Origin of the sequence: Streptomyces sp. NPDC048297, from assembly GCF_043201585.1 — a bacterium.
In the GTDB taxonomy this organism is placed as follows: domain Bacteria; phylum Actinomycetota; class Actinomycetes; order Streptomycetales; family Streptomycetaceae; genus Streptomyces.
On record NZ_JBICZA010000027.1, the window covers coordinates 29,915 to 54,193 of the forward strand.

Here is a 24,279-nt window from a genome sequence, read left to right on the forward strand (position 1 = left end):
CCGTCGACCTCTCCTTCGGTGCACGTCGGACCATGTGCGTCCGACCGGCTCAGCCTATGTCCCGGCGATATGTCAGTTACCGCCGAGTGAATTGGTTCGTCAATTGTCAGTGGCTGCCATTAGCCTCGAAGGTATGACTAGTCAGACCACCATCGAGACGACCGGGCCGGGGGACGGGGCACCGGCGGACCTCTCCAAGGGGACCCCGGCCCCGGCCGCCGGACTGCGCGGCCATCCCTGGTTCACCCTCATCACCGTGGCCGTGGGCGTCATGATGGTGGCCCTCGACGGCACCATCGTGGCGATCGCCAACCCGGCCATCGCGGACGACCTGCACGCGAGCTTCTCCGACGTGCAGTGGATCACCAACGCCTACTTCCTCGCCCTCGCGGTCTCCCTGATCACCGCGGGCAAGCTCGGCGACCGCTTCGGCCACCGGCAGACCTTCCTCGTCGGCGTGACCGGCTTCGCCCTCGCCTCCGGCGCCATCGGGCTGTCCGACAGCATCCCCTCCGTCGTCACCTTCCGCGTGTTCCAGGGACTGTTCGGCGCCCTGCTGATGCCGGCCGCGCTCGGCCTGCTGCGGGCCACCTTCCCGGCCGAGAAGCTCAACATGGCGATCGGCATCTGGGGCATGGTCATCGGCGCCTCCACCGCGGGCGGCCCGATCCTCGGCGGTGTCCTGGTCCAGCACGTCAACTGGCAGTCGGTGTTCTTCATCAACGTGCCGGTCGGCCTGCTCGCCCTCGTGCTCGGCCTGCTGATCCTGCGCGACCACCGCGCGCAGAACGCTCCGCGCTCCTTCGACGTCCTTGGCATCGCACTGCTCTCCGGCGCGATGTTCTGTCTGGTCTGGGCGCTCATCAAGGCGCCGGCCTGGGGCTGGGGCAGCGGCCGTACGTGGCTGTTCATCATCGGCTCGGTGCTGCTGTTCGCCTTCTTCTCCTTCTGGGAGACGAAGGTCCGCGAGCCGCTGATCCCGCTGGGGCTGTTCCGCTCGGTCCCGCTGTCCGCGGGTGTCGTCCTGATGGTCCTCATGGCCATCGCCTTCATGGGCGGCCTGTTCTTCGTGACCTTCTACCTCCAGAAGGTGCACGGGCTCAGCCCGGTCGACGCCGGTCTGCACCTGCTCCCGCTCACCGGCATGATGATCGTCGGCTCCCCGCTGGCCGGCGTGCTGATCACCAAGCTGGGCCCGCGCGTCCCGCTCGCCGCGGGCATGGCGGTCACCGCGGTCGCCATGTACGGCATGTCGACGCTCAAGGCCGACACCGGCAGCGGTGTCATGTCCATCTGGTTCGCCCTGCTCGGTCTCGGTCTCGCGCCGGTCATGGTGGGCGCGACCGAGGTCATCGTCGGCAACGCCCCCATGGAGTTGTCCGGTGTCGCCGGCGGTCTTCAGCAGGCGGCCATGCAGATCGGCGGCAGCCTCGGTACGGCGGTGCTCGGTGCGGTGATGGCGTCCAAGGTCGACAGCGACCTGCCGGGCAACTGGGCCGCCGCGGGGCTGCCCAAGCTGACGCCGTCCCAGCTGGACCAGGCCTCCGAGGCCGTCCAGGTCGGCGTGGCGCCGGTGACGAAGGACATGCCGGCGGCGCTCGTCGCCAAGATCACCTCGGTCGCGCACGACACGTTCATCTCCGGCATGAGCCTCGCCTGCCTGGTCGCGGCAGTCGTCGCCGCGGTCGCCGTCTTCGTCGCGCTGCTCACCAAGCGGGGCGCGAACGCGGAGGCGGGCACCGGAGTGGGCCACATCTGAACCCACCCACGGCGCTTGAGCGCTCCCGCTCAAGCGCCGTCCCTGGTTTGTCGCCGGGCGACTGCGGATGCGGCTGCGGCTGGGTGGGGGCTGTTCGCGCAGTTCCTCGCGCCCCTTGGGAGCCGCCGTTGCCGTCGGTCGTACAGGTGCCGTTCGGTGTTTGTTGTCGGGTGGCTGCGGCTGGGTGGGGGTCGCTCGCGCAGTTCCTCGCGCCCCTTGGGGGTTGCCGTTGCCGTCGGCCGTCGTGCGTACCGGTGTCGATGGGGGTCGGCCGTTGGCCGCGTAGCTGCGGGCAGTCGTGCCGCTGGGGCGGCACGGGTGGGCGCAGCGGCACCTATCCAGCGGGGCGAGCGGTGAGCCACCCCCGCACGGGTGGGCGCGGCGGCACCCATTCAGCGGGGCGAGCGATGAGACAGCCCCCACATGGGTGGGCGCAGCGGCACCCGCCCGGCGGGGCGGGCGGTGAGCCGCCCTCGGTCGGCCGGAGGCGTCAGTTTCGTTGGTCCTCGCGTTCCGCGGCCAGCCGGGATACCTCGGCCCGCAGCAGGCGGACCTCCTCCGTCAGCAAGGTGATCGCCTCCGTCTGCCGCCGCCCCTCCACGTCCTCCTTCTCGAACCGCGAGATGAACCACGCGGCGATGTTCGCCGTGACGACACCGATCAGCGCGATCCCGGACAGCATCAGCCCGACCGCGATCACCCGCCCCCACCCCGTGGTCGGCGCATGATCCCCGTACCCGACGGTCGTCATCGTCGTGAACGACCACCACACGGCATCACCCAACGTCCGGATGTTCCCGTTCGGCGAACCCCGCTCCACCGACAGCACCGCCAGCGAACCGAACATCAGCAGCCCGATCACCGACCCCACGACATACGTGGTCAGCCGGATCTGCGGAGCCATCCGCGCCCGCCGCCCCACCAGCAGCAACGTCGACACGAGCCGCAGCAGCCGCAGCGGCTGCAGCACCGGCAGCACCACCGCGCACAGGTCAAGCCAGTGCGTCCGTACGAACTCCCGGCGCCGCGGCACGAGCGCGAGGCGCACCAGGTAGTCCAGCGCGAACGCCCCCCACACCACCCACTCCACGACCGTGCACGCGGCCGTCGTCGACGGGCCCGTGGAACTGTCCACGATCGGCACGGTGTACGCCACGGCGAAGGCCACCGCCAGCGCCAGCAGCGGCCATTGGGCGTGCCGCTCCCACCGGACCAGTGCCGTCTGCCGATTCATGCCCGTCATGCCCGCATCGTAAAGAAGACCGTGAAGAAGACGGTGAAGAAGACAGACGGGACCGGGATGGCGTGAGGGCGGTGGAGCGCTCGGCTCCACCGCCCTCACCGCCCGAAGCCGAGCGCGCGGGAGCGCTACGCGTCGCCGCCCGCGGCCCCCGGATGCGCCGCCGAGACGTCCAGCAGCTGGTACCGGTCGATGGCCTGCTTCAGCGCGGACCGGTCGACCTTGCCCTCCTTCGCCAGCTCGGTCAGCACCGCGACCACGATCGACTGCGCGTCGATGTGGAAGAACCGGCGCGCCGCGCCCCGGGTGTCCGCGAAGCCGAACCCGTCCGCGCCCAGCGACTGGTACGCCCCCGGCACCCACCGGGCGATCTGGTCCGGAACCGACCGCATCCAGTCGGACACCGCCACGAACGGCCCCTCGGACCCGCTCAGCTTCTGCGTCACGTACGGCACCCGCTGCTCCTCCTCCGGGTGCAGCAGGTTGTGCTCCTCACAGGCCACGGCCTCACGGCGCAGCTCGTTCCAGGAGGTCGCGGACCACACGTCGGCCCTGACGTTCCACTCCTCGGCGAGGATCCGCTGCGCCTGAAGCGCCCACGGCACCGCGACACCGGACGCCATGATCTGCGCCGGGATCGCCCCGCCCGTGCCCGCGCTCAGCTTGTGGACGCCCTTGAGGATGCCCTCGACGTCCACGTTCTCCGGCTCGGCCGGGTGCTGGATGGGCTCGTTGTAGACGGTGAGGTAGTAGAAGACGTCCTCGCCGTGCGGATGCCCGGGGTTCTCGGCGGAGCCGCCGTACATGCGGCGCAGACCGTCCTGCACGATGTGCGCGATCTCGTAGGAGTACGCCGGGTCGTACGCCACGCACGCCGGGTTCGTCGAGGCGAGCAGCTGCGAGTGGCCGTCGGCGTGCTGGAGGCCCTCACCGGTCAGGGTCGTCCGGCCGGCGGTCGCGCCCAGGACGAAGCCGCGCGCCAGCTGGTCGGCCATCTGCCAGAACTGGTCACCCGTGCGCTGGAATCCGAACATCGAGTAGAAGACGTACACCGGGATCAGCGGCTCGCCGTGCGTGGCGTACGCGGAGCCGGCCGCGATCAGCGAGGACGTGCAGCCCGCCTCCGAGATGCCGTCGTGCAGCATCTGGCCGGTCGGCGACTCCTTGTAGGCCAGGAGCAGGTCCCGGTCCACCGACTCGTACTGCTGGCCGAGCGGGTTGTAGATCTTCGCGCTCGGGAAGAAGGAGTCCATGCCGAACGTGCGGTACTCGTCCGGCGCGATCAGCACGAACCGCTTGCCGATCTCCTTGTCCCGCATGAGGTCCTTGAGGAGACGGACGAAGGCCATCGTGGTCGCGATGGACTGCTGACCCGAGCCCTTCTTCACACTCGCGTACGTCTTGTCGTCCGGCAGTACGAGCGGCTCCGAGCGCACGACGCGCGTCGGGACGTACCCGCCGAGCCCCTTGCGCCGGTCGTGCATGTACTGGATCTCCTCCGAGTTACGGCCCGGGTGGTAGTACGGCGGCAGGCCGGACTCCAGCTCCTTGTCGGAGATCGGCAGGTGCAGACGGTCCCGGAAGCCCTTGAGGTCGTCGACCGTCAGCTTCTTCATCTGGTGCGTGGCGTTGCGGCCCTCGAAGTTCGGGCCGAGTGTCCAGCCCTTGATCGTCTTCGCGAGGATGACCGTCGGCTGGCCCCTGTGCTCCTTGGCCGCCTTGAACGCCGCGTAGATCTTGCGGTGGTCGTGACCGCCGCGGCCCAGGTGCAGGATCTGGTCGTCGGTCATGTTCTCGACCATCGCGCGCAGCCGCTGGTCGTCGCCGAAGAAGTGGTCGCGGATGTACGCGCCGGACTCGGTGGCGTACGTCTGGAACTGGCCGTCGGGCGTGGTGTTCATCCGGTTGACCAGCACGCCGTCGCGGTCCTGGGCGAGCAGCGGGTCCCAGGTGCGGTCCCAGACCAGCTTGATCACGTTCCAGCCGGCGCCCCGGAAGATCGACTCCAGCTCCTGGATGATCTTGCCGTTGCCGCGGACCGGGCCGTCCAGGCGCTGCAGGTTGCAGTTGACCACGAAGGTGAGGTTGTCCAGGCCCTCGCGCGCGGCGATGGACAGCTGGCCGAGCGACTCGGGCTCGTCCATCTCGCCGTCGCCGAGGAACGCCCACACGTGCGACTTGGAGGTGTCCGCGATGCCGCGCGCCTCCATGTAGCGGTTCATCCGCGCCTGGTAGATCGCGCCGAGCGGGCCGAGACCCATGGAGACCGTCGGGAACTCCCAGAAGTCCGGCATCGAGCGCGGGTGCGGGTAGCTGGACAGGCCGTCCGGGTACTTCGACTTCTCCTGCCGGAAGCCGTCGAGCTGATTCTCGGTGAGGCGGTCGAGCAGGTACGCGCGCGCGTAGATGCCGGGGGAGGCGTGTCCCTGGAAGAAGACCTGGTCGCCGCCGTCGCCCTCGTCCTTGCCCCGGAAGAAGTGGTTGAAGCCCACGTCGTACAGGGACGCGGAGGAGGCGAACGTGGCGATGTGGCCGCCGACGCCGATCCCGGGGCGCTGTGCGCGCGAGACCATCACGGCCGCGTTCCAGCGGGTCGCGTTGAGGACCTTGCGCTCGATCTCCTCGTTGCCCGGGAAGAACGGTTCGTCCCTGGTGGCGATCGTGTTGACGTAGTCCGTGCTGCGCATCTCGGGCACGGCCACGCGCTTCTCGCGGGCTCGCTCGATCAGGCGCAGCATGAGGTAGCGGGCCCGCTCCCGGCCGCGCTCGTCCACCGCCGCGTCGAGGGAGTCGAGCCACTCCTTGGTCTCTTCGGGGTCGAAGTCAGGAACCTGACTCGGCAGGCCGCCAATGATGATCGGGGTGCGATCGGATCCGGAAGCCACGCTGTTCCTTACCTGTCAAAGGGCCACTTTTTTATTCGTACGCACTGCTCGTACGCACTGCTCGTACGCACTGCTCGTATCCACTGCGTGTGCCTACTGCTCGTGCCTACACCGCTCCCCATCGTGTACCTCGGGACGGCGTACGTCATCTCCACCTGCACACTTCGCCGGTCAAAACGCAACGATACGCCCGGGGTGTGACGGGCATGGCAAAGTTGTTCGAGGGGCGTATCGAAGGATGATTCCGAACCGGGTAATCCGGGCAAGTCGGGCACAGCAGGGTGATGTGGTTCCCCGGGAATCGGGATACGGTGCCAGGAGTTGCGGCGACACGGCCGGGATCGTCACCGTTTCGGCGGCCTCAACGGCCGGGTACTTGCGCGATCCGTCCCGCCCGTGTGGACTACGGCCAATGCTTCGCGCACGCGCGTGGCTGAGACTCCCCCAAGCTCTTAAGGAGCTCGGGGGCACCCCCATCCAAGACATGATCAGGAGGCAACCCGTGAGCGCGACCGCGGACCACGCGGAGGAGCGGACGAACCCTGCCGCCAGGCTGGGGTTCCAGCCCGGGCAGGTGGTCCAGGAGATCGGCTACGACGACGACGTCGATCAGGAGCTCCGCGAGGCCATTGAGGAAGTCATCGAGGCCGACCTCATGGACGAGGACTACGACGACGTGGCCGACGCCGTCGTGCTGTGGTTCCGTGATGACGACGGCGACCTCACGGATGCGCTGGTGGATGCCACCACGTACATCGAAGAGGGCGGTGCCATCCTGCTCCTGACGCCGAAGACCGGCCGTTCGGGGTACGTGGAGCCGAGCGACATCTCGGAAGCCGCGACGACGGCCGGCCTGACCGCCTCCAAGAGCGTCAGCGTCGGCAAGGACTGGAGCGGCTCGCGTCTGGCGACGCCGAAGGCGGCCAAGTCGAAGAAGTGACCTTCGGTCACGCCATTGCGCAGCCGGGCCGGGCCCCACGGCCCAGCCCGGCTGCCGCACGGTCCCGGGTGATCGCTGCGTAGGGTGGTTCCGAGCGCTTGCTGTGCTCTCACCCCGACAGCCCACCGAAGGGAAGCACGACCATGGCGATCCAGGTCGGCGACAAGGCGCCCGACTTCGAACTCAAGGACAACCACGGCCGCAGCGTGAAGCTCTCCGACTTCCGCGGCGAGAAGAACGTGGTCCTGCTCTTCTACCCCTTCGCCTTCACCGGCGTGTGCACGGGTGAGCTGTGCGAGCTGCGTGACAACCTGCCGCAGTTCTCCGACCGCGACACCCAGCTGCTCGCCGTCTCCAACGACTCCATCCACAGCCTGCGCGTCTTCGCCGAGCAGGAGGCCCTGGAGTACCCGCTGCTCAGCGACTTCTGGCCGCACGGCAACGTCTCGCGCGCCTACGGCGTCTTCGACGAGGACAAGGGCTGTGCCGTCCGGGGCACCTTCGTCATCGACAAGGAGGGCGTCGTGCGGTGGACCGTCGTCAACGGCCTGCCGGACGCCCGTGACCTGAACGAGTACGTGAAGGCGCTCGACACCCTGTGAGCCGGTCCGCCCCCGACACCACCGGGCCTTCGGGCTCAGGGTCTGCGGGGGCGGGAACCCGTCACTAGGATCGGCACGTTGATCCCATATCCGAAGCACGACGGGGCTTGTCGGCCCCTGGACACCACATGGAGGACCCGTGGGAGTCAGCCTCAGCAAGGGCGGCAACGTATCGCTGACGAAGGAGGCCCCGGGCCTGACCGCCGTCATCGTCGGCCTGGGGTGGGACGTGCGCACCACGACCGGCACCGACTTCGACCTCGACGCCAGTGCCCTGCTGCTGAACAACTCCGGCAAGGTCGCGAGCGACCAGCACTTCGTCTTCTTCAACAACCTCAAGAGCCCCGACGGCTCGGTCGAGCACACCGGTGACAACCTCACCGGTGAGGGCGAGGGAGACGACGAACAGATCAAGGTGAACCTGGCCGGCGTCCCGGCCGACGTCGAGAAGATCGTCTTCCCGGTGTCGATCTACGACGCCGAGAACCGCCAGCAGTCCTTCGGCCAGGTCCGCAACGCGTTCATCCGCGTCGTCAACCAGGCCGGCGGGCAGGAGATCGCCCGCTACGACCTCAGCGAGGACGCGTCCACGGAGACCGCCATGGTCTTCGGCGAGCTCTACCGGCACGGCGCGGAGTGGAAGTTCCGTGCCATCGGCCAGGGCTACGCCTCGGGCCTGCGCGGCATCGCCCAGGACTTCGGCGTCAACGTCTGATCCCGGCGGGGTTCCGACGCCCGCAGATCCGGCGCCGCACCGTTTACGGGCGGCGCCGGACGCGCAGGACAACCAGGGAAGCACCACTAGGGGAGGACCAGCATCATGGGCGTCACGCTCGCCAAGGGAGGCAACGTCTCCCTCTCCAAGGCCGCACCGAACCTCGCCAACGTCCTGATCGGGCTCGGCTGGGACGCGCGCTCCACCACCGGCGCCCCCTTCGACCTCGACGCCAGCGCCCTGCTGTGCGGCGCCGGGAACCGGGTCATGGGCGACGAGTGGTTCGTGTTCTACAACCAGCTCAAGAGCCCCGACGGCTCGGTCGAGCACACCGGTGACAACCTCACCGGCGAGGGCGAGGGCGACGACGAGTCGATCCTGGTGGATCTCGCCAAGGTGCCGGACCAGTGCGAGAAGATCGTCTTCCCCGTCTCGATCCACATGGCCGACGAGCGCGGCCAGACCTTCGGACAGGTCTCCAACGCCTTCATCCGCGTCGTCAACCAGGCCGACGGCCAGGAACTCGCCCGCTACGACCTCAGCGAGGACGCCAGCACCGAGACGGCCATGATCTTCGGCGAGCTCTACCGCTACCAGGGCGAGTGGAAGTTCCGCGCGGTCGGCCAGGGATACGCGTCCGGTCTGCGCGGCATCGCCCTCGACTTCGGTGTCAACGTCTCCTGACGCCGGATCCGGCACTCCTCCGCGAGCTGTGGCTTTGTCGTGACGTCGCCCTCGGTACCACTGCCGGTGCGGTGCCGCCTAGACTCGTGGTCAACGTTTAGCAAAGCCGAGTACGGCGCGGGGGAGACCCTCCCCCAGACTACGTCTGGGTGGGACCCCCAACACACGATGGGGTAGCCAGTGCTTCTGAAAACCTTCGGCTGGTCGTTCGCGATTACCGCGGTCGGTCTGGTCGCAGCGGTCTTCTACGGGGGGTGGGAGGCCTTCGGCGTCGTGGCGATCCTTTCCATTCTCGAGATCTCGCTGTCGTTCGACAACGCGGTGGTCAACGCCGGAATCCTGAAGAAGATGAACGCCTTCTGGCAGAAGATCTTCCTCACGGTGGGCGTGCTCATCGCGGTCTTCGGCATGCGGCTGGTCTTCCCCGTCGTCATCGTCGCGGTCACCGCCAAGATGGGCCCGATCGAGGCCGTCGACCTCGCTCTCAACAACAAGGACCGCTATCAGCAGCTGGTCACCGACGCCCACCCGGCGATCGCGGCCTTCGGCGGCATGTTCCTGCTGATGATCTTCCTCGACTTCATCTTCGAGGACCGGGACATCCAGTGGCTGCGCTGGATCGAGCGGCCCCTGGCCAAGCTCGGCAAGGTCGACATGCTGTCGGTCTGCATCTCGCTGATCGTCCTGCTCATCACCTCCTTCACCTTCGCCACCCACGCCCACCAGCACGGCGGCGCCCACGTCGACAAGGCCCAGACGGTCCTGATCGCCGGAATCGCCGGCCTGATCACGTACATGATCGTCGGCGGTCTCTCCGGCTTCTTCGAGGACAAACTCGAACAGGACGAGGAGCGTGAGCACGAGGAGGAGGAAGAGGCCGCCCGCACCGGCAGGAAGAAGCCGGCCGTCGTCCTCGCCGGCCAGGCCGCGTTCTTCATGTTCCTCTACCTCGAGGTCCTGGACGCGTCCTTCTCCTTCGACGGTGTGATCGGCGCGTTCGCCATCACCAACGACATCGTCCTGATGGCGCTCGGCCTCGGCATCGGCGCCATGTACGTCCGGTCGCTGACCGTCTACCTGGTCCGCCAGGGCACCCTCGACGACTACGTCTACCTGGAGCACGGCGCCCACTACGCGATCGGCGCCCTGGCCGTGATCCTCATGGTCACCATCCAGCACGAGATCAACGAGGTCATCACCGGCCTCGTCGGCGTCGTCCTGATCGCCTGGTCGTTCTGGTCCTCCGTCCGCCGCAACCGCGCGCTGGCGGCAGCGGAGGGGGAGACGGGCTCGGACGAGAAGGCCGAGGTGTCCTCCGGGGTCTGACCCGGGTTGACTCGGGCTGACCGGGGCTGACCGGGGTCTGACGCCCCTGTCTGCCCCTACGGGCAAGATCAGGGACGTGCCGGGGTGTGACGCCCCGTGCGACGAGGAACGCTCTGTTCGGGGCGGCCGACGTGGTCGGCCGCCCCGACGGTGTGCTGACGGGAACTTCTGGGGGCGGGAATGGGATTCTTCGACGGGCTGCGCGGCGGGCGCGCCGAGTTCGACTCGGGCAGCGCCGGCAGCAATGCGATCGAACTGCACCGGCGGCACCAGACGGTGTCCCTCACCAAACAGGACGCGGCCACCGGCAACCTGCGCGTCAACCTCACCTGGCGGATGCGCACCTCCGACTTCGACAGCACCCAGCGCACCAGCCTCTTCCGGCACCCCTTCAGAGCCCTCAAACCGCCGGAGATCCTCGGACACGGGCAGAGCATGGTCAACGTCGACCTCGACCTGGGCTGCCTGTACGAACTGAACGACGGCACCAAGGGAGTCGTCCAGCCCCTCGGCGGCTACCTCGGCGACGTCAACGCACCGCCCTACATCAAGCTCAGCGGCGACGACCGGTTCGGATCCGCCTCCGGCGAGACCATGTACGTGAACCTGGACCACCGCGACGCCATCAAACGCCTGCTGGTCTTCGTGTACATCTACGACCAGACGCCCGCCTTCGACCGCACACACGCGATGGTCACGCTCTACCCGAGCAACGGCCCCCGGATCGAGATAGGCCTCGACGAGCGGCACCCCCAGGCCCGCTCGTGCGCCGTCGTCATGATCGAGAACACCAAGGACGAACTGATAGTCCGGCGCGAGGTCAAGTTCGTGTACGGCTTCCAGGGCGAGCTGGACCGGCTGTACGGATGGGGCCTCACCTGGGGCCGGGGCTACAAGACCAAGGCGGAGCAGTAGCCGCCCCTCAGGCCGCGCCCTGACGTCCGACGAACTGCGGCCCCTGGGGCGGCAGACGGAAGTTCGGGTCCAGGAAGGCCGGCACGGCCGGCTGCGGCTGCGGATAGCCGTAGGCGGGCCGGCCCACCGGCTGGGGGTAGCCGTACGCGGGCTGCTGCCCGGACGTCGGCTGAGGGTAACCGGACGTCGGCTGGGGGTAGCCGTACGCGGGCTGCTGCCCGGGCGCCGGCTGCGGGTAGCCGTACGTCGGCTGCACCGGGACCGCCGTCGGCTGCTCCGGCGGCAGCGGCAGCGACGCGGACTCGGGGCGACGGGACTCCTCCTCCTGCGCCTCCGACTCGTCCACCGAGATACCGAAGTCCGTGGCCAGGCCCTCCAGCCCGTTCGAGTAACCCTCACCCAGGGCACGGAACTTCCAGCGCTCCCCGCGCCGGTACAGTTCACCGCAGATCAGGGCCGTCTCCGCACCCGTCTCCGGCGTGATCTCGAACCGGGCCAGCGGCTCGGCGTCGGCGCGCGCGGCGTCGTACAGCGAGATGCACAGCGCCGGCACCCGGTCGAAGGTCACCCCGTCCGCGGAGGCGACCAGCACGATGCGGTCGATCACCGCCTCGACACCGGCCAGGTCCGACTGGATCGTGTCGGTCAGCCCCTCGGCGACCCGCTTCTTGCCGAGCCGCCACACCTTCCCCGAAGGATGCCGGGGCTGGTTGTAGAACACGAAGTCCTCGTCGGAGCGCACACGGCCGTCGGAACCGAGCAGCAGCGCCGAGGCGTCCACATCAGGGACACCCTGCCCGGCGGTCCAGCGCAGCACGGCACGGACCGTGGTGACCTCGAGCGGGACGTTCGACCCCTTCAGCATCGTGTGCGTCATGCGGTCATCCTGCCTTCTCCGTCCTGGCCACGACAATGCGGGGGGTGTTCCCCCGTGCACGGGCGAGTTACCCGGAATTCATGCCCGCAGGGAACCCCCGACACGGGTCCCTACGTACTATTTACGGCCACCCTTTACCGAACTCACAGACACGGCAAGCGCCGTGAGGGAGTCCTATGCGTCATTTCGGGCACATCGCCCCCGAGGTGCGGGAGCGCCTGTTCCACCAGGAACCGTGCGCGTTCACCGTCGACTCCCCGGCCCGGATCCTCTCCGCGGCCCTGGGCGCCACGCTGTACAGCCCGGCCACCCGGCCCCGGCTGGCCGACGACGTCCTCAGACAGGCCGCCGCGGGCGTGGTCTCGATGGTGCTGTGCCTGGAGGACTCCATCGACGACGCGGACGTCGCCGACGGCGAGGAGAACCTCGTCCGCCAGCTCACCGACCTCCACTCCCGCCCGGACACCGAGCCGCCCCTGCTGTTCATCCGGGTACGCACCCCCGAGCAGATCCCCGACCTGGTCCACCGCCTCGGCCCCGCCGCCCGGCTGCTGTCCGGCTTCGTCATGCCCAAGTTCACCGAGGAGAGCGGCACCCCCTTCCTGGAGGCGCTCGCCACCGCCGAGACCGCCGGCGGCAGACGGCTGTTCGCCATGCCCGTCCTCGAATCGCCCGAGCTGCTCTACCGCGAGACCCGCGTGGAGACCCTGGAGGGCATCCTGCGCGCCGTCGGCAAGTTCCGCGACCGCGTCCTCGCCCTGCGCCTCGGCGTCACCGACTTCTGCTCCTCCTACGGGCTGCGCCGCGCCCCCGACATGACCGCCTACGACGTCCAGATCGTCGCCTCCGTGATCGCCGACGTCGTCAACATGCTCGCCCGCGCCGACGGCACCGGATTCACCGTGACCGGCCCCGTGTGGGAGTACTTCCGCATGCCCGAGCGCATGTTCAAGCCCCAGCTGCGGCAGAGCCCCTTCCTGCAGATGCAGGCCGTCGAACTGCGCGAGAAGCTGATCGAGCACGCCATGGACGGGCTGCTGCGGGAGATCTCCCTCGACCAGGCCAACGGCCTGCTCGGCAAGACCTGCATCCACCCCTCCCACGTCCTTCCCGTGCACGCGCTGTCCGTGGTCAGCCACGAAGAGTTCAGCGACGCCCAGGACATCCTGCGGCCGGAACGCGGCGGCGGGGGTGTACTCAGGTCCGCCTACACGAACAAGATGAACGAAGTGAAACCGCACCGCGCCTGGGCCGAACGGACCCTGCTGCGCGCCGAGGTCTTCGGCGTCGCGCGCGAGGACGTCGGCTTCGTGGAACTGCTCGCCGCCGGCATACCCGGCTGACCACCCAAAACCCAAGGAACGCATGAACACGGCAGTGAACGACGGGGTCTGGTCCGGCCGCTGGGTCGCCGAGCGACTCGGGGTCGAACTCGAGGGCGACGACGGCCTGCGGGCCCTGCTCGGGCTCGCGCTGCGCCGCAACCCCAAGCGAGCCCACCTGCTCGTCTCCCACGTGCTCGGCAAGCACGTACCGCAGTCCCCGTCCGTGGTCTACGGCCACGGATTCGGCCTGGGCCGCCGGGTGCGCGACCTGCTCGGCGAGACCGAGACCGCCCGTGCCGTCGTCCTCGGCTACGCGGAGACCGCCACCGGCCTCGGCCACGCGGTCGCCGACGGCCTCGGCCACGCCCCGTACCTGCACTCCACGCGCCGCCCCGTCCCCGGCATCACCCCGGCGGGCGGCTTCGAGGAGTCCCACTCCCACGCCACCTCCCACCTGCTCCTGCCCGAGGACCCCGCCCTGCTCGCGGGCGACGGCCCGCTGGTCCTGGTCGACGACGAGTTCTCCACCGGCAACACGGTCCTCAACACCATCCGCGACCTGCACGCCCGCTACCCACGGCGCCGGTACGTGGTGGTCGCCCTGGTCGACATGCGCTCCGCCGAGGACACCGCCCGGCTGGAACGATTCGCCACCGAGATCGGCGCCCGCGTCGACCTGGTCGCCGCCGCCTCCGGGACCGTACGCCTGCCCGAGGACGTCCTGGAGAAGGGCCGGCGGCTGGTCGCCGAGCACGAGACGGCTGCCGCCGGGAACGAGCCTGTATCCGGCGTGTCCGCGTCCGGCGTGTCCGCGTCCGGCGTGTCCGCGTCCGGCGTGTCCGCGTCCGGCGTGTCCGCGTCCGGCGCTCCGGCACCCGGGTCCTGCGAGGCGGCTCACGGGTCCTACGACGCGGCGCACGGGTCCTACGAGGCGTCCTACGGCCGGATCAGCCACGTCGACCTGTACTGGCCCCGCGGCCTGCCCGACGGCGGCCGGCACGGGTTCACGCCCGCGCACCGGGCCCGCCTGGAGGCCGCCCTGCCCGCCATGGCCGCCCGGGTCGCCGAAGCACTGCCCCCAGGCGCCCGGCGGGTCCTCGTCCTCGGCTTCGAGGAGCTGATGTACGCCCCGCTGCGCATCGCCCGCGAACTGGAGCAGATCGTCCCCGCCGACGTGCGCTTCTCCACCACCACCCGCTCACCCGTCCTCGCCGTCGACGACCCCGGCTACGCGATCCGCACCCGCCTCGCCTTCCCCGCCCACGACGACCCGGCCGACGGCCCCGGCGAGCGCTACGCCTACAACGTCGCCGGCGCCGGCTTCGACGCCGTGGTCGCCGTCGTCGACTCCGTCGCCGACACCCCCCCGCTGCACACCCCCGACGGCCTCCTGGCCCGCCTCGCCGCCCACACCCCGCACGTCCTGCTCGCGGTCGTCCCGTCCTACACCCCCGAGCCCCGAACCTCCCCCGAAAGGCCGGTCATGCTGCCCGAGCCCCTCCGCGGCCCCGCCTTCTCCTCGTACGCGCCCGAGGAGGTCGGCTGGCTGCTCCAGGACCTCTCGGACGTGACCCTGGAGGCACCGACCGAGGAGCGCGAGGAGGCCATCCAGAGCGGCGGCGCGCACTACGCCGAGTCGCTGCCCGTCGAGTACCAGCCGAGCGAGCAGTACCAGGAACTGTTCCAGGCCGCCCTGGACACCTCCGCCGCCCGGATCGCCCAGGCCGTCGGCGTGGTCACCGAGACCGTGCTCGCCGAGCGCTCACCGCGCCCGGTCCTCGTCTCCCTCGCCCGCGCCGGCACCCCCGTCGGCGTCCTCATGCGCCGCTGGGCCCAGCACCGCCACGGCCTCCGGCTCCCGCACTACGCCGTCTCGATCGTCCGCGGTCGCGGCATCGACGCCAACGCGCTGCGCTGGCTCGCCGCCCACCACGACCCCCGCGACGTCGTCTTCGTCGACGGCTGGACCGGCAAGGGCGCCATCACCCGCGAACTCGCCCAGGCCGTCGAGGAGTTCGAGCAGCGCGAAGGCGTCACCGGCTTCGACCCGGAGATCGCCGTCCTCGCCGACCCCGGCTCCTGCGTCCGCACCTACGGCACCCGCGAGGACTTCCTCATACCCTCCGCCTGCCTCAACTCCACGGTCTCCGGCCTGATCTCGCGCACGGTCCTGCGCGCCGACCTGGTCGGCCCGGACGACTTCCACGGCGCGAAGTTCTACCGCGAACTCGCCGGCGCCGACGTCTCCGTCGCCTTCCTCGACGCCGTCTCCGCCCGCTTCCCCGAGGTCACCGACGGCGTCGACGCCGCCGTCAAGGACCTCATGGCCGCCGACCGCACCCCGACCTGGGCCGGCTGGCAGGCCGTCGAGCGGATCAGCGAGGAGTACGGCATCCACGACGTGAACCTCGTCAAGCCCGGCGTCGGCGAGACCACCCGGGTGCTGCTGCGCCGGGTGCCCTGGAAGATCCTGGCCAAGGCCGGCGCCGGCGCCGACCTCGACCACGTACGGCTGCTGGCTGAACAGAGAGGCGTTCTGGTGGAGGAGGTCGGCGAACTGCCGTACACCTGCATGGGGTTGATCCACCCCAAGTACACCCGGGGCGCCACCGGCGCCGACGGCAGGGCGGTGAACGTCTGATGCCGGTGCTGGTGGCGAGCGACCTCGACCGTACGCTGATCTACTCCTCCGCGGCCCTGGCCCTGACCATGCCGGACGCACGGGCACCCCGGCTGCTGTGCGTGGAGGTCCACGAGAGCAAGCCCCTGTCCTACATGACCGAGACGGCCGCCCAACTGCTGACCGACCTCGGCGACACGGCCGTCTTCGTCCCGACCACGACCCGCACCCGCAAGCAGTACCAGCGCATCAACCTGCCCGGCCCCCAGCCGGCGTACGCGATCTGTGCCAACGGCGGCCATCTCCTCGTCGACGGCGTCACGGACCACGACTGGCACGAGACGGTACAGACCCGGCTCGCCGACGAGTGCGCGCCGCTGGACGAGATCCGCGCCCGTCTGAGCGAGACCGCCGACCCCGAGTGGGTGCGCAAGCACCGGGTCGCCGAGGACCTCTTCGCCTACCTGGTCGTCGAGCGCGAACTGCTCCCCGAGGAGTGGGTGAAGGAACTGGCCGTGTGGGCGGAGGGCCGCGGCTGGGGGGTCTCCCTCCAGGGCCGGAAGATCTACGCCGTCCCCAAGCCGCTCACCAAGAGCGCGGCCGTCCGCGAGGTCGCCCGCCGCACCGGCGCGGAGCTGACCCTGGCGGCCGGCGACTCCCTCCTGGACGCCGACCTGCTCCTCGCCGCCGACCGCGGCTGGCGCCCCGCCCACGGCGAACTGGCCGACAACGACTGGACCGCCCCGGCGATCGCCGCGATAGCGGAACGGGGCGTGCTGGCGGGGGAGCGGATCACGCGGGAGTTCTTGCGGGCGGTGAGGGGGGAGGCGCCTGGGGGGTGTCGGAGCTAGGTCAACGGGGGTGGGCTAACGGGCGTCGGCCAACAGGTGTGGGCCTACGGGTGTGGGCCTACGGGTGTGGGCAAACGGGCTTAGGCGAGTGGCCGTGAGTCAACAGGCGTGGGCAAGCGGTCGTGGGTCAACGCTCGTGGGTCGCGGCGCGTAGGTGGGCGGCCGTGGGGCAACGGCCGTGGGGTCAACACTTGTAGGCCAACTCGCGTGGGCAATCAGGTGTGGATGCGCACTGTCGTGTCTCGACGGGGCAACGCTTGTGGGCCCACGGGCGTTGGCTCGTACGGGTGAGTCAACGCCTGTAGGCCCACACTCGTAGGCCAACGCCTGTAGGCGAAGCCTGCCGGGCCGCGTCCGTGGGTCAACGTTCGGAGATCGACGTCCGTAGGCCCACACCTGTGGGCCCACACCTGTGGGCCCACACCCGTGGCCCACCCCCGTAGGCCGGGCCAACGTCCGTTGATCAGCCGCAGCAACCTCCGCCGCAGCAGCCACCGCCTCCGCCCCCGCTCGCCTGGGGCGCCGGGGACGGTGTCTTGGACGTGCCGGCCACGGCGACCGTCGACAGCAGTTTGACCGTGTCGTCGTGGCCCGCGGGGCAGGCCGCGGGGGCGGCGGACTCCGCCATGGGGCGGCTCAGTTCGAAGGTGTCGCCGCAGGTCCGGCAGCGGTACTCGTAGCGAGGCATGCGCACAGGTTAACCGCCGGACCCGGGGGGTGGGACGTCATGAGCCGTGCCGCTCCGCGCGGCCTCGCCCGCGTCGGGGTGGCGGGCCCGCCAGTACGGGTTGTCGTACGGCAGGGTCGAGCCGACCCGGCCGTACATGCCGAAGGTCATCAGCAGCAGACCCACGACGAAGCTGAACAGCACGTTCTGGATCTTGAACGCCAGGAAGTTGTGCGGGGTGTCGAGCAGGCCGAGGAACAGGAACCCGTTCAGCAGGAACAGCACGCCGAGCACCATGTTCAGCGTCGACGCGACGTTCCCGCCGATCACCATGCCGAGCAGCAGGATCGCCCCGATGCAGATCGAGAGGACACTGAGCGCGCCGTTGGTGTTCAGTCCTGCGGCGGTCGCACCGCCGGTGCTGAAGAAGCCGATGTGGTTGATCAGACCCAGGATGCCGAAGACGACGAGGAACGCGCCGATGAGGCCCGCACCGATCCGGTACACCGTGTTCAGCCGGTGGTCCACGGGCAGGTGCTTGTCGAACTCGATCCGTCGTCGCTGCTTCGTGTGCACTGCGTGTGTGGCCATGTCCGCCTCCCTCGGGCGCTAGCGGAGGCCATCCGTCCACCCAATATCCGCCCGCCCCGCGCCGCCCCGCAACCGACAGGACCGCAACCCACGGGACCGCAACCGCCAGGACCGCACACGGCGGACCCCCGCCCGGGGCGGCCCCGCTCGGCGCGGCCCCCTCAGTGCCCCCCGCGCTCCTCGCGGATCCGGGACACCACCTGAGCGGTCGCCTGCCGGACGGCCTCCGTCTCGGTCAGGAAGTGCCAGTAGTCCGGGTGCCGGCCGCTCTCCAGCGTGCCGATCGCCCGCTCCAGCCGCGCCACCGCGTCGTCCAGGGGCCCGGCGTCCCGTGGGTCCGGTGTCGTACGGCCCGTCATGGCCAGCCGCTGGGCGTCGCGGATCGCGAACCGGGTGCGCTGGATCTCCGCCTGAGGATCCTTCTGGACGGCGTTCAGCCTGGTCAGCCGGTCGCCGGCGGCCGAGACGGCCTCGTCGGTGGTGCTGAGCAGGGCGCGTACGGTCGACAGCAGCGAGGTGGCGTCCGCCCACCGCTGGGCGTCCCGCGCGGCCTGCGCCTCGCGCAGCTTCAGCTCGGCCTGCCGGACGTTCTGCGTGGCCTGCTCCGGCACGTGCTGCAGATCCTGCCAGCAGGCGGCCGCGAACCGCCGCCGCAGTTCGCTCAGGACGGGGTCGACCTGTCCGGCCCTGGTGGTCAGCGCCTGGGCACGGGTGCGCAGGCTGACCAGCCGGTGATCGATCTCGGCGGCCTTCTCCGGCAGCCGCTCCGCCTCCGCCCGGATCGCCGACGCCTCCCGCTGCACCCGCTCGGCCCGTTCCAGCGTCGGCGCCACCCCGTGCTGCCCGGCACCCTGGTTCAGCCGCGTCAGCTCGGGGGAGAGGGCGGCGAGCCGGGCGGCGAGGTCGTCGGCGCGCAGGTTCGTCGCGCGTGCGGCGTCCAGTGCGTTGCTCGCGCCCAGCAGGGCCTGCCGGGCCCGTTCCACGGCGGGGGCGAGCCGGGCCAGCTGGGTCTCGGCCTTGCCGAGCAGCGGGCCGAGCGAGCTGCCGAAACGGTCCAGCTCCTCCTTGACGCGGACCAGTTCGTCCTTGGCCGCGGTCAGCTCCCCGCGCGCCCGTACGGCCGTGGCGGCGTCGAGGTCGTCCCGGTCGAGGTCATGGGCGTCGACGGCCTGGATGTACCGCTGGCTGGCCTCGTCTATACGCCGGCCCAGCGCATCGAAGTCGGAGACCGCGCGCCGGGCGGCCGGGGAGTCGTCGACGGCGGCGATGGTCTCGACGGAGATCCGCAGATCCCGCTGGGCGGTGTCGAGTTCGTAGAACGCGGCCGCCGCCGCGTCCTTCGCGGCCTGCGCCTCCGCCCGCTGGCTCTCCGCACGCCCCCCGAACCAGCGCCGCGTGCCACCGCCCGCGAACGCCGCCGGCAACGGCAGCGCGAGCGCCGCCAGCACCGGCAGGCTCATCAGGGTCAGGGTGTCGAGCAGTGGCGTGAACGCACCCCGGTGCCCGGCCCGTGGGATCGACGGCGGGTACGGCTGCGAAGGTGGCGTGCCCGGTGTCGCCGTCACATCCCTCTCCCGTGCTGTGGTTCGCCCTGGGTGGTGACATTCTCCCACCCGTCGAAGACGAACACACGGGTCGGTCGGTTCGCCGTGCGCACCGCCACTTTCCCGCCCGCGGCGCGAACGCGGGTGACCGGCATGCCCGGTACCGCTGGGGGCATGTGTGCCGCCGGGGGTATGCGGCTGGGCAGGCGTCCTGGCACCGTGACGCGCTTCCGCTCGGTCGGTCAGGGACGGCTTGTCCCCACCCTGGATACGGTTTGTCCCCACCCTGGATACGGTTTGCCGCGCAGCCCCTCGGGCAATGTAGGCTGTCGCCCTGTTCCGGGTGCGTAGCTCAGGGGTAGAGCGCCTGCCTTACAAGCAGGATGTCGGCGGTTCGAAACCGTCCGCGCCCACATCTCGGGAAGCCCCGACGGAAGCCCCCGACCGCGTGCGGTCGGGGGTTTTGTGTGTCCGGCCGGACCCTCTCTCCTTATCCCGGGCTCACCTCGTCAGTTATCCCGGGCTCACCTCGTCAGGTCGTCGGCAGGTCGTCCTTTCCTGTGGCCTCCGCGCGGGCGTGCTTCAGCTTCATGCGGCTCTCGACGCGATCCGCTGCCGTGACCTCGGCCCAGAAGCGGTGGCCGCTGACGAAGACCGCGAGTTCGTGCTCGCGGCGCCTCAGCTTCTCCACCTCGGCCTGCTCGTCGGACGTCCAGCCGGGGGAGGCGGGACGCTCGACCTTGCGCCAGCCGTTGTCGTCGCTGAAGCCGTCCATCGGCTCGACCGACCACGGCAGCCGCCTGAGCAGGGCCGACAGCTCGGCCCGGACCTGATGCAGCTCCTCCTGACCGGCGAGGAGGTCACTGGGGAATTCATAGGTCGTAGCCACGCGGCAATGCTACGCCTGTTCGATTTTGGGTGGCGAGTTCCGCAGGGGGGTTCAGTCGAACGAGTGGGGCAACGAGTGGGGGCATGGGGTTTAGCCCTGATGGGCGTACCTCGGCTCACCGGCTGCGCCCTGGCGCCTTGCCCCAGAGACTGGTGGTGCCGTACGGGACCTTCCGGTGGCGGCTCGGAGAGGAGCACAGATGCACGCGAAGACTGGTGACCGGCTGTTGGTGCACGGCAGGACCGTCGGGCATGGCGACCACGTCGTGGAGATCGTGGAAGTGCTGGGGACCAATGGCGAGCCGCCCTATCGCGTCCGCGCCGAAGACGGCCACGAGACGATCATGTGGCCCGGACCGGACTGCGTGGTCCAGCATCCGAAGTCCACCGAACCCCACACCATCCGGTAACTCGCCCCGGGCAGTCATGCTCGGCTGGATCTCGGCCGCCTACCTTCGGTGGCATGGCTGACGAATGCTTCGGGCACCCGCGACTCACCGCGATCTACGATCCGCTCGACCCCGACCGGGGCGATCTCGACGCCTACCTCGGGATGGTGGAGGAGTTCGGGGCGCGGCACGTGCTGGACATCGGCTGCGGCACGGGAGTGTTCGCGCTGCTCCTGGCCGGCCGCGGGGTCGAGGTCGTCGGCGTCGATCCCGCCCGAGCCTCCCTCGACGTCGCCCGGACCAGACCGGGCGGAGAGCGGGTGCGCTGGATCTGCGGCGACGCGACAGGCCTCCCGCCCCTGCGGGTCGACCTCGCGACGATGACGGCGAATGTCGCCCAGGCCGTCGTCGACCCGCACGCGTGGCGGGACACGCTGCGGGGGGCCTACGAAGCACTGCGGCCCGGAGGGCGCCTGGTCTTCGAGACCCGTGATCCGGCCGCGCGCGCCTGGGAGGAGTGGACCCGCGAGAAAACCCACCGGGTGACGCAGATCCCGGGCGTCGGCTCCGTCGAGAGCTGGGTCCGGCTGATCGACGTGAGCCGGCCCCTGGTGACCTTCCGCTGGACGTACGTCTTCGCGGCGGACGGACAGGTGCTGACCTCGGACTCGACACTGCGCTTCCGGGAACGGGAGGAGGTCGGGGCGGACCTGGTCGCGCACGGTTATGAGGTGCAGGACGTTCGTGATGCGCCCGACCGGCCGGGAAAGGAGTTCGTCTTCGTCGCGCGGCGCCCCTGATCCCCATCCGCATCCACACAGCCGGATCCGCATCCACACAGCCGGATCCGCATCCGCACAGCCGGATCCGCATCCGCACAGCCGGATCCGCATCCGCACAGCCGGATCCGCATCCGCACAGCCGGATCCGCATCCGTAACGGCATCCGCATCCGCGCACCGCAGCGCCCTGAGGTGCGCTTTCGGGAATGCCGTGGTCGTGGGGGCGCGTCTCTGCCAGGGTGGACACTTCTTGTCGTGATCAAGAATGGGGGCACCGTGATCATGTACGCGAACCAGCCCGTCCTCGCCCGGTCCCACGAAGCTCTGCTCACCGTCGTCCGCGGCGTGGCGCCGGCCGACTGGCAGCGGCCCACCCCGTGCGGGGAGTGGAACGCCGCCCAGGTGCTGCAGCACGCGGCGGGCGACCAGCTCGGCTACGCCGCGTTCCTCGGCGAGGGCACGGGTCCTGCCGAGGATCCGTTCGCGCCCTCCGGGAAGCTGGGTGACGAACCGTCGGTGGTGGCGGAGGCGGCCGTGCGCGCGGCGGCCGTGGCGTGGCCGCGCATCCCCGCGGACCAGGCGGAGGTCCCCGTTCCGCTGCCGCCGAACACGATGCCGGCGGCCCTCGGCGTGCGCGCCTGCGCCCTGGACGCCGCCGTGCACGCCTGGGACATCGCCGTCGCCACCGGGCAGCCGTCGCCGCTGACCCCGGAACTCGCGGCCGAACTGCTCGGTGCGGCACGGCAGTTCGTCGAGCCGGTGCGGGCCTTCGCCTTCGCTCCGGTGGTGCCGGCGGAGCCGGGGGACGACGCGGTGGTGGAGCTGCTGAAGTATCTGGGACGGCGGCCGGACTGGACGGCGTAGTGGACCGGGTGGCGGGCGTGCCGGCGCGGGTGCGTGCGGCCCGGATGACGTCGGGCTTGTGGCGGCGCGCCGGTGCGGGGCTGGTCGCCTTCGCCGTCGTGGTGGCCGCGGGTGCCGGGTGCGATGCCGTCGGAGGCTCGGGCTTGGACGAAGGCTCGGGCTCGGACGCGGGTTCGGGTTCGGGGCGGTCCGGATCGGGCGGGGGTGGCTGGGCGGAGCGGCGGGTCGAGGTCAAGGCGACGAATCCGTCGCCGGGGCTGCCCGCGGCCTTCACCGCCGGTCAGCGGCTTCACTGGGTGGTCTGTCCGCCGCCCTCCGCGGCGCAGGGTGGCGGGGACGCTCCGGGCGACGGCTGGGAGTGCGCCACGATGAAGGCGCCGTTGGACTACCGGCGGCCCGGCCGCGGCACGATCGACGTGGCGATGATCCGGAAGCGGAGCACCGGCCCGGAGCGTGAGCGGATCGGGTCGCTTCTCTTCAATTTCGGCGGGCCCGGCCAGTCCGGTGTCATCGGGCTTCCCAGGTTCGCGGGCGACTACGCCGCACTGGGGGAGCGGTACGACCTCGTCAGCTTCGACCCGAGAGGGGTCGGCGGGACGGCCCCCGTCAGCTGCGGGGCGAAGGAGTACGAGGGCGCCGACGCCTGCGCGAAGCACTCCGGCCGGCTCCTGCCGTACGTCGGCACCACGCGGACGGCGCGCGACCTGGACCTGATGCGCTACCTCCTCGGCGACGAGAAACTGCACTACTTCGGCGTCTCCTACGGCACCGAACTGGGCGGCACCTACGCCCACTTGTTTCCGAAGAACGTGGGCAGGCTCGTGCTCGAAGCGCCCGTCGACCCGACGCAGGACCGTCTGCAGGGCGACCTCAGCCAGGTCGTGGCCGTCCAGCGCGCCTTCGACCGCTTCGCGCGCCACTGCGCCGACGCGTACCACGACTGCCCGACCGGCAGCGACCCCGCGCAGGCCGACCGACGCGTCGTCGCGCTGCTGGACAAGCTCAGGAAGAAGCCCGCCCCCACCGACGGCGACGGGAAACTCGACGGCGACCTCGCCGCGCACGCCATCTCGAACTACCTGGACCTCGGCAAGGACGGCTGGGGACCGCTGGTGAAGGCGCTGGAGGAGGTCGTGGAGCGGGGCAAGGGCAGCAAGCTGATGGAGAGGGCGTACGACCATGACCCGGGCGCCCGGGTCCGGCCGCGAGCCGGTGTCGCCGCCCGCGGCAGCGAGACCTCGGGCAGCACGACAGCGGGCGGGAAGACCCCGGGCAGCACGACGGCGGGCAGCAAGACCTCGGGCATTGAGACGTCAGGCACCGAGACCTCCGGCGGCAACGGCGTGTCCGCGTTCGTCGCGATCAGCTGCGCCGACTCCGACCTGCGCCCCGGATTCACCGAGGCCGATGAGATGAGCGCGCGGATCGAGGCGGCGTCCCCCGTCTTCGGCGAGGCCTGGTCCTCGGGCGTCTACCTCTGTTACGACTGGCCGTACGACGGCGAGCGCGCCACCCCCGACGTCAGTGCGGACGGCGCCTCCCCGATCCTCGTCGTCGCCGGCACCGGCGACCCGACGACGCCGTACGCGGGCGCCCGGCACATGGTGGCGGAGCTGGGCGCGGGCGTCGGTGTCCTGCTGACCGTGCGGGCCGAGGGCCACGGGTCGTACCCCTTCAACCGCTGCGCCACCAGGACCGTCGACACGTACCTCCTCCACGGCACGACCCCGGAGCGCGGGACGACGTGTTCGTGACGGCACGTCGGCCAAGTGCCCTCCGGGGCGCGGGCGTTCGGCCCGATGGCCGGGGCCGGAGG

Annotated in this window: 21 protein-coding genes and 1 tRNA gene; 15 read left to right on the forward strand and 7 right to left on the reverse strand. The window is 70.4% G+C overall.

Features of this window, described 5'->3' with window-relative positions; translation table 11 throughout:
• Window positions 1–133: 133 nt before the first annotated feature.
• Window positions 134–1,759, forward strand: coding sequence for an MFS transporter (locus ACGFYV_RS26455; RefSeq protein WP_393880961.1), 1,626 nt, complete (start codon window positions 134–136; stop codon window positions 1,757–1,759).
• A 490-nt stretch (window positions 1,760–2,249) separates the two neighbouring features.
• On the opposite strand, the gene ACGFYV_RS26460 is transcribed toward ACGFYV_RS26455, so the two are convergent.
• Both ACGFYV_RS26460 and aceE read right to left on the reverse strand, forming a co-directional pair.
• Window positions 2,250–2,993, reverse strand: coding sequence for a potassium channel family protein (locus ACGFYV_RS26460; protein ID WP_393881035.1), 744 nt, complete (start codon window positions 2,991–2,993; stop codon window positions 2,250–2,252).
• Window positions 2,994–3,127: 134 nt separating this feature from the next.
• Window positions 3,128–5,884, reverse strand: a complete 2,757-nt coding sequence (gene aceE, locus ACGFYV_RS26465) for a pyruvate dehydrogenase (acetyl-transferring), homodimeric type (protein ID WP_393880962.1) — start codon at window positions 5,882–5,884, stop codon at window positions 3,128–3,130.
• A gap of 502 nt (window positions 5,885–6,386) precedes the next feature.
• Here aceE and ACGFYV_RS26470 point away from each other — a divergent pair.
• The 6 genes from ACGFYV_RS26470 (at window position 6,387) to ACGFYV_RS26495 (ending at window position 11,066) form a co-directional block, all read left to right on the forward strand.
• Window positions 6,387–6,824, forward strand: a complete 438-nt coding sequence (locus ACGFYV_RS26470) for a DUF3052 domain-containing protein (protein ID WP_393880963.1) — start codon at window positions 6,387–6,389, stop codon at window positions 6,822–6,824.
• A 143-nt stretch (window positions 6,825–6,967) separates the two neighbouring features.
• Window positions 6,968–7,426 (forward strand): peroxiredoxin, encoded by a 459-nt coding sequence (locus ACGFYV_RS26475; RefSeq protein WP_393880964.1) that lies wholly within the window; start codon window positions 6,968–6,970, stop codon window positions 7,424–7,426.
• A gap of 139 nt (window positions 7,427–7,565) precedes the next feature.
• A complete protein-coding gene (locus ACGFYV_RS26480) occupies window positions 7,566–8,141 on the forward strand; it encodes a calcium homeostasis/redox stress adaptation protein (protein WP_100826004.1) in 576 nt (191 codons plus the stop codon).
• A 105-nt stretch (window positions 8,142–8,246) separates the two neighbouring features.
• Complete coding sequence (locus tag ACGFYV_RS26485; protein WP_393880965.1) at window positions 8,247–8,825, forward strand: TerD family protein; 579 nt, start codon at window positions 8,247–8,249, stop codon at window positions 8,823–8,825.
• A 180-nt stretch (window positions 8,826–9,005) separates the two neighbouring features.
• Window positions 9,006–10,151 (forward strand): DUF475 domain-containing protein, encoded by a 1,146-nt coding sequence (locus ACGFYV_RS26490; protein ID WP_393880966.1) that lies wholly within the window; start codon window positions 9,006–9,008, stop codon window positions 10,149–10,151.
• A 180-nt stretch (window positions 10,152–10,331) separates the two neighbouring features.
• Window positions 10,332–11,066 carry a Tellurium resistance gene (locus tag ACGFYV_RS26495; protein ID WP_393880967.1) on the forward strand — a complete coding sequence of 245 codons (735 nt, stop codon included), beginning with the start codon at window positions 10,332–10,334 and terminating at the stop codon, window positions 11,064–11,066.
• A 7-nt stretch (window positions 11,067–11,073) separates the two neighbouring features.
• Here ACGFYV_RS26495 and ACGFYV_RS26500 read toward each other — a convergent pair whose 3' ends face one another.
• A complete protein-coding gene (locus ACGFYV_RS26500; protein ID WP_393880968.1) occupies window positions 11,074–11,943 on the reverse strand; it encodes a TerD family protein in 870 nt (289 codons plus the stop codon).
• Window positions 11,944–12,119: 176 nt separating this feature from the next.
• On the opposite strand from ACGFYV_RS26500, the gene ACGFYV_RS26505 reads away from it, so the two are divergent.
• The 3 genes from ACGFYV_RS26505 to ACGFYV_RS26515 are packed head-to-tail and all read left to right on the forward strand — an operon-like array spanning window position 12,120 to window position 16,739.
• Window positions 12,120–13,286, forward strand: coding sequence for an HpcH/HpaI aldolase/citrate lyase family protein (locus tag ACGFYV_RS26505; protein WP_393880969.1), 1,167 nt, complete (start codon window positions 12,120–12,122; stop codon window positions 13,284–13,286).
• Window positions 13,287–13,308: 22 nt separating this feature from the next.
• Window positions 13,309–15,909: a phosphoribosyltransferase gene (locus ACGFYV_RS26510; RefSeq protein ID WP_393880970.1), complete on the forward strand. Its 2,601-nt coding sequence runs from the start codon at window positions 13,309–13,311 to the stop codon at window positions 15,907–15,909.
• Window positions 15,909–16,739 carry an HAD family hydrolase gene (locus tag ACGFYV_RS26515; RefSeq protein ID WP_393880971.1) on the forward strand — a complete coding sequence of 277 codons (831 nt, stop codon included), beginning with the start codon at window positions 15,909–15,911 and terminating at the stop codon, window positions 16,737–16,739. Before ACGFYV_RS26510 ends, ACGFYV_RS26515 begins: the two co-directional genes overlap by 1 nt.
• A 463-nt stretch (window positions 16,740–17,202) precedes the next feature.
• On the opposite strand, the gene ACGFYV_RS26520 is transcribed toward ACGFYV_RS26515, so the two are convergent.
• The 3 genes from ACGFYV_RS26520 to ACGFYV_RS26530 form a co-directional block, all read right to left on the reverse strand.
• Entirely contained in the window at window positions 17,203–17,427 is a 225-nt protein-coding gene (locus tag ACGFYV_RS26520; RefSeq protein WP_393880972.1) for a zinc ribbon domain-containing protein, read from the reverse strand.
• Between the two features lie 9 nt (window positions 17,428–17,436).
• A complete protein-coding gene (locus ACGFYV_RS26525) occupies window positions 17,437–17,997 on the reverse strand; it encodes a DUF4383 domain-containing protein (RefSeq protein WP_393880973.1) in 561 nt (186 codons plus the stop codon).
• 161 nt (window positions 17,998–18,158) lie between these two features.
• Entirely contained in the window at window positions 18,159–19,562 is a 1,404-nt protein-coding gene (locus ACGFYV_RS26530; protein ID WP_393880974.1) for a hypothetical protein, read from the reverse strand.
• A gap of 320 nt (window positions 19,563–19,882) precedes the next feature.
• Between ACGFYV_RS26530 and ACGFYV_RS26535 the strand changes: the two genes are divergently transcribed.
• Window positions 19,883–19,954, forward strand: a tRNA-Val gene (locus tag ACGFYV_RS26535).
• Window positions 19,955–20,073: 119 nt separating this feature from the next.
• Here the strand turns inward: ACGFYV_RS26535 and ACGFYV_RS26540 are convergent.
• A complete protein-coding gene (locus ACGFYV_RS26540) occupies window positions 20,074–20,430 on the reverse strand; it encodes a hypothetical protein (RefSeq protein ID WP_393880975.1) in 357 nt (118 codons plus the stop codon).
• A 199-nt stretch (window positions 20,431–20,629) separates the two neighbouring features.
• Here ACGFYV_RS26540 and ACGFYV_RS26545 point away from each other — a divergent pair, with 199 nt between their 5' ends.
• The 4 genes from ACGFYV_RS26545 to ACGFYV_RS26560 all read left to right on the forward strand — a co-directional run bounded on the left by ACGFYV_RS26545 (window position 20,630) and on the right by ACGFYV_RS26560 (window position 24,217).
• The gene (locus tag ACGFYV_RS26545; RefSeq protein WP_393880976.1) at window positions 20,630–20,839 is read left to right on the forward strand and encodes a DUF1918 domain-containing protein; all 210 of its coding nucleotides are present in this window, start codon (window positions 20,630–20,632) and stop codon (window positions 20,837–20,839) included.
• Window positions 20,840–20,892: 53 nt separating this feature from the next.
• Complete coding sequence (locus ACGFYV_RS26550; RefSeq protein WP_393880977.1) at window positions 20,893–21,618, forward strand: class I SAM-dependent methyltransferase; 726 nt, start codon at window positions 20,893–20,895, stop codon at window positions 21,616–21,618.
• A gap of 236 nt (window positions 21,619–21,854) precedes the next feature.
• Window positions 21,855–22,463 carry a TIGR03086 family metal-binding protein gene (locus ACGFYV_RS26555; protein WP_393880978.1) on the forward strand — a complete coding sequence of 203 codons (609 nt, stop codon included), beginning with the start codon at window positions 21,855–21,857 and terminating at the stop codon, window positions 22,461–22,463.
• A gap of 44 nt (window positions 22,464–22,507) precedes the next feature.
• Window positions 22,508–24,217 (forward strand): alpha/beta hydrolase, encoded by a 1,710-nt coding sequence (locus tag ACGFYV_RS26560; RefSeq protein WP_393880979.1) that lies wholly within the window; start codon window positions 22,508–22,510, stop codon window positions 24,215–24,217.
• The last annotated feature ends 62 nt before the right edge of the window (window positions 24,218–24,279 follow it).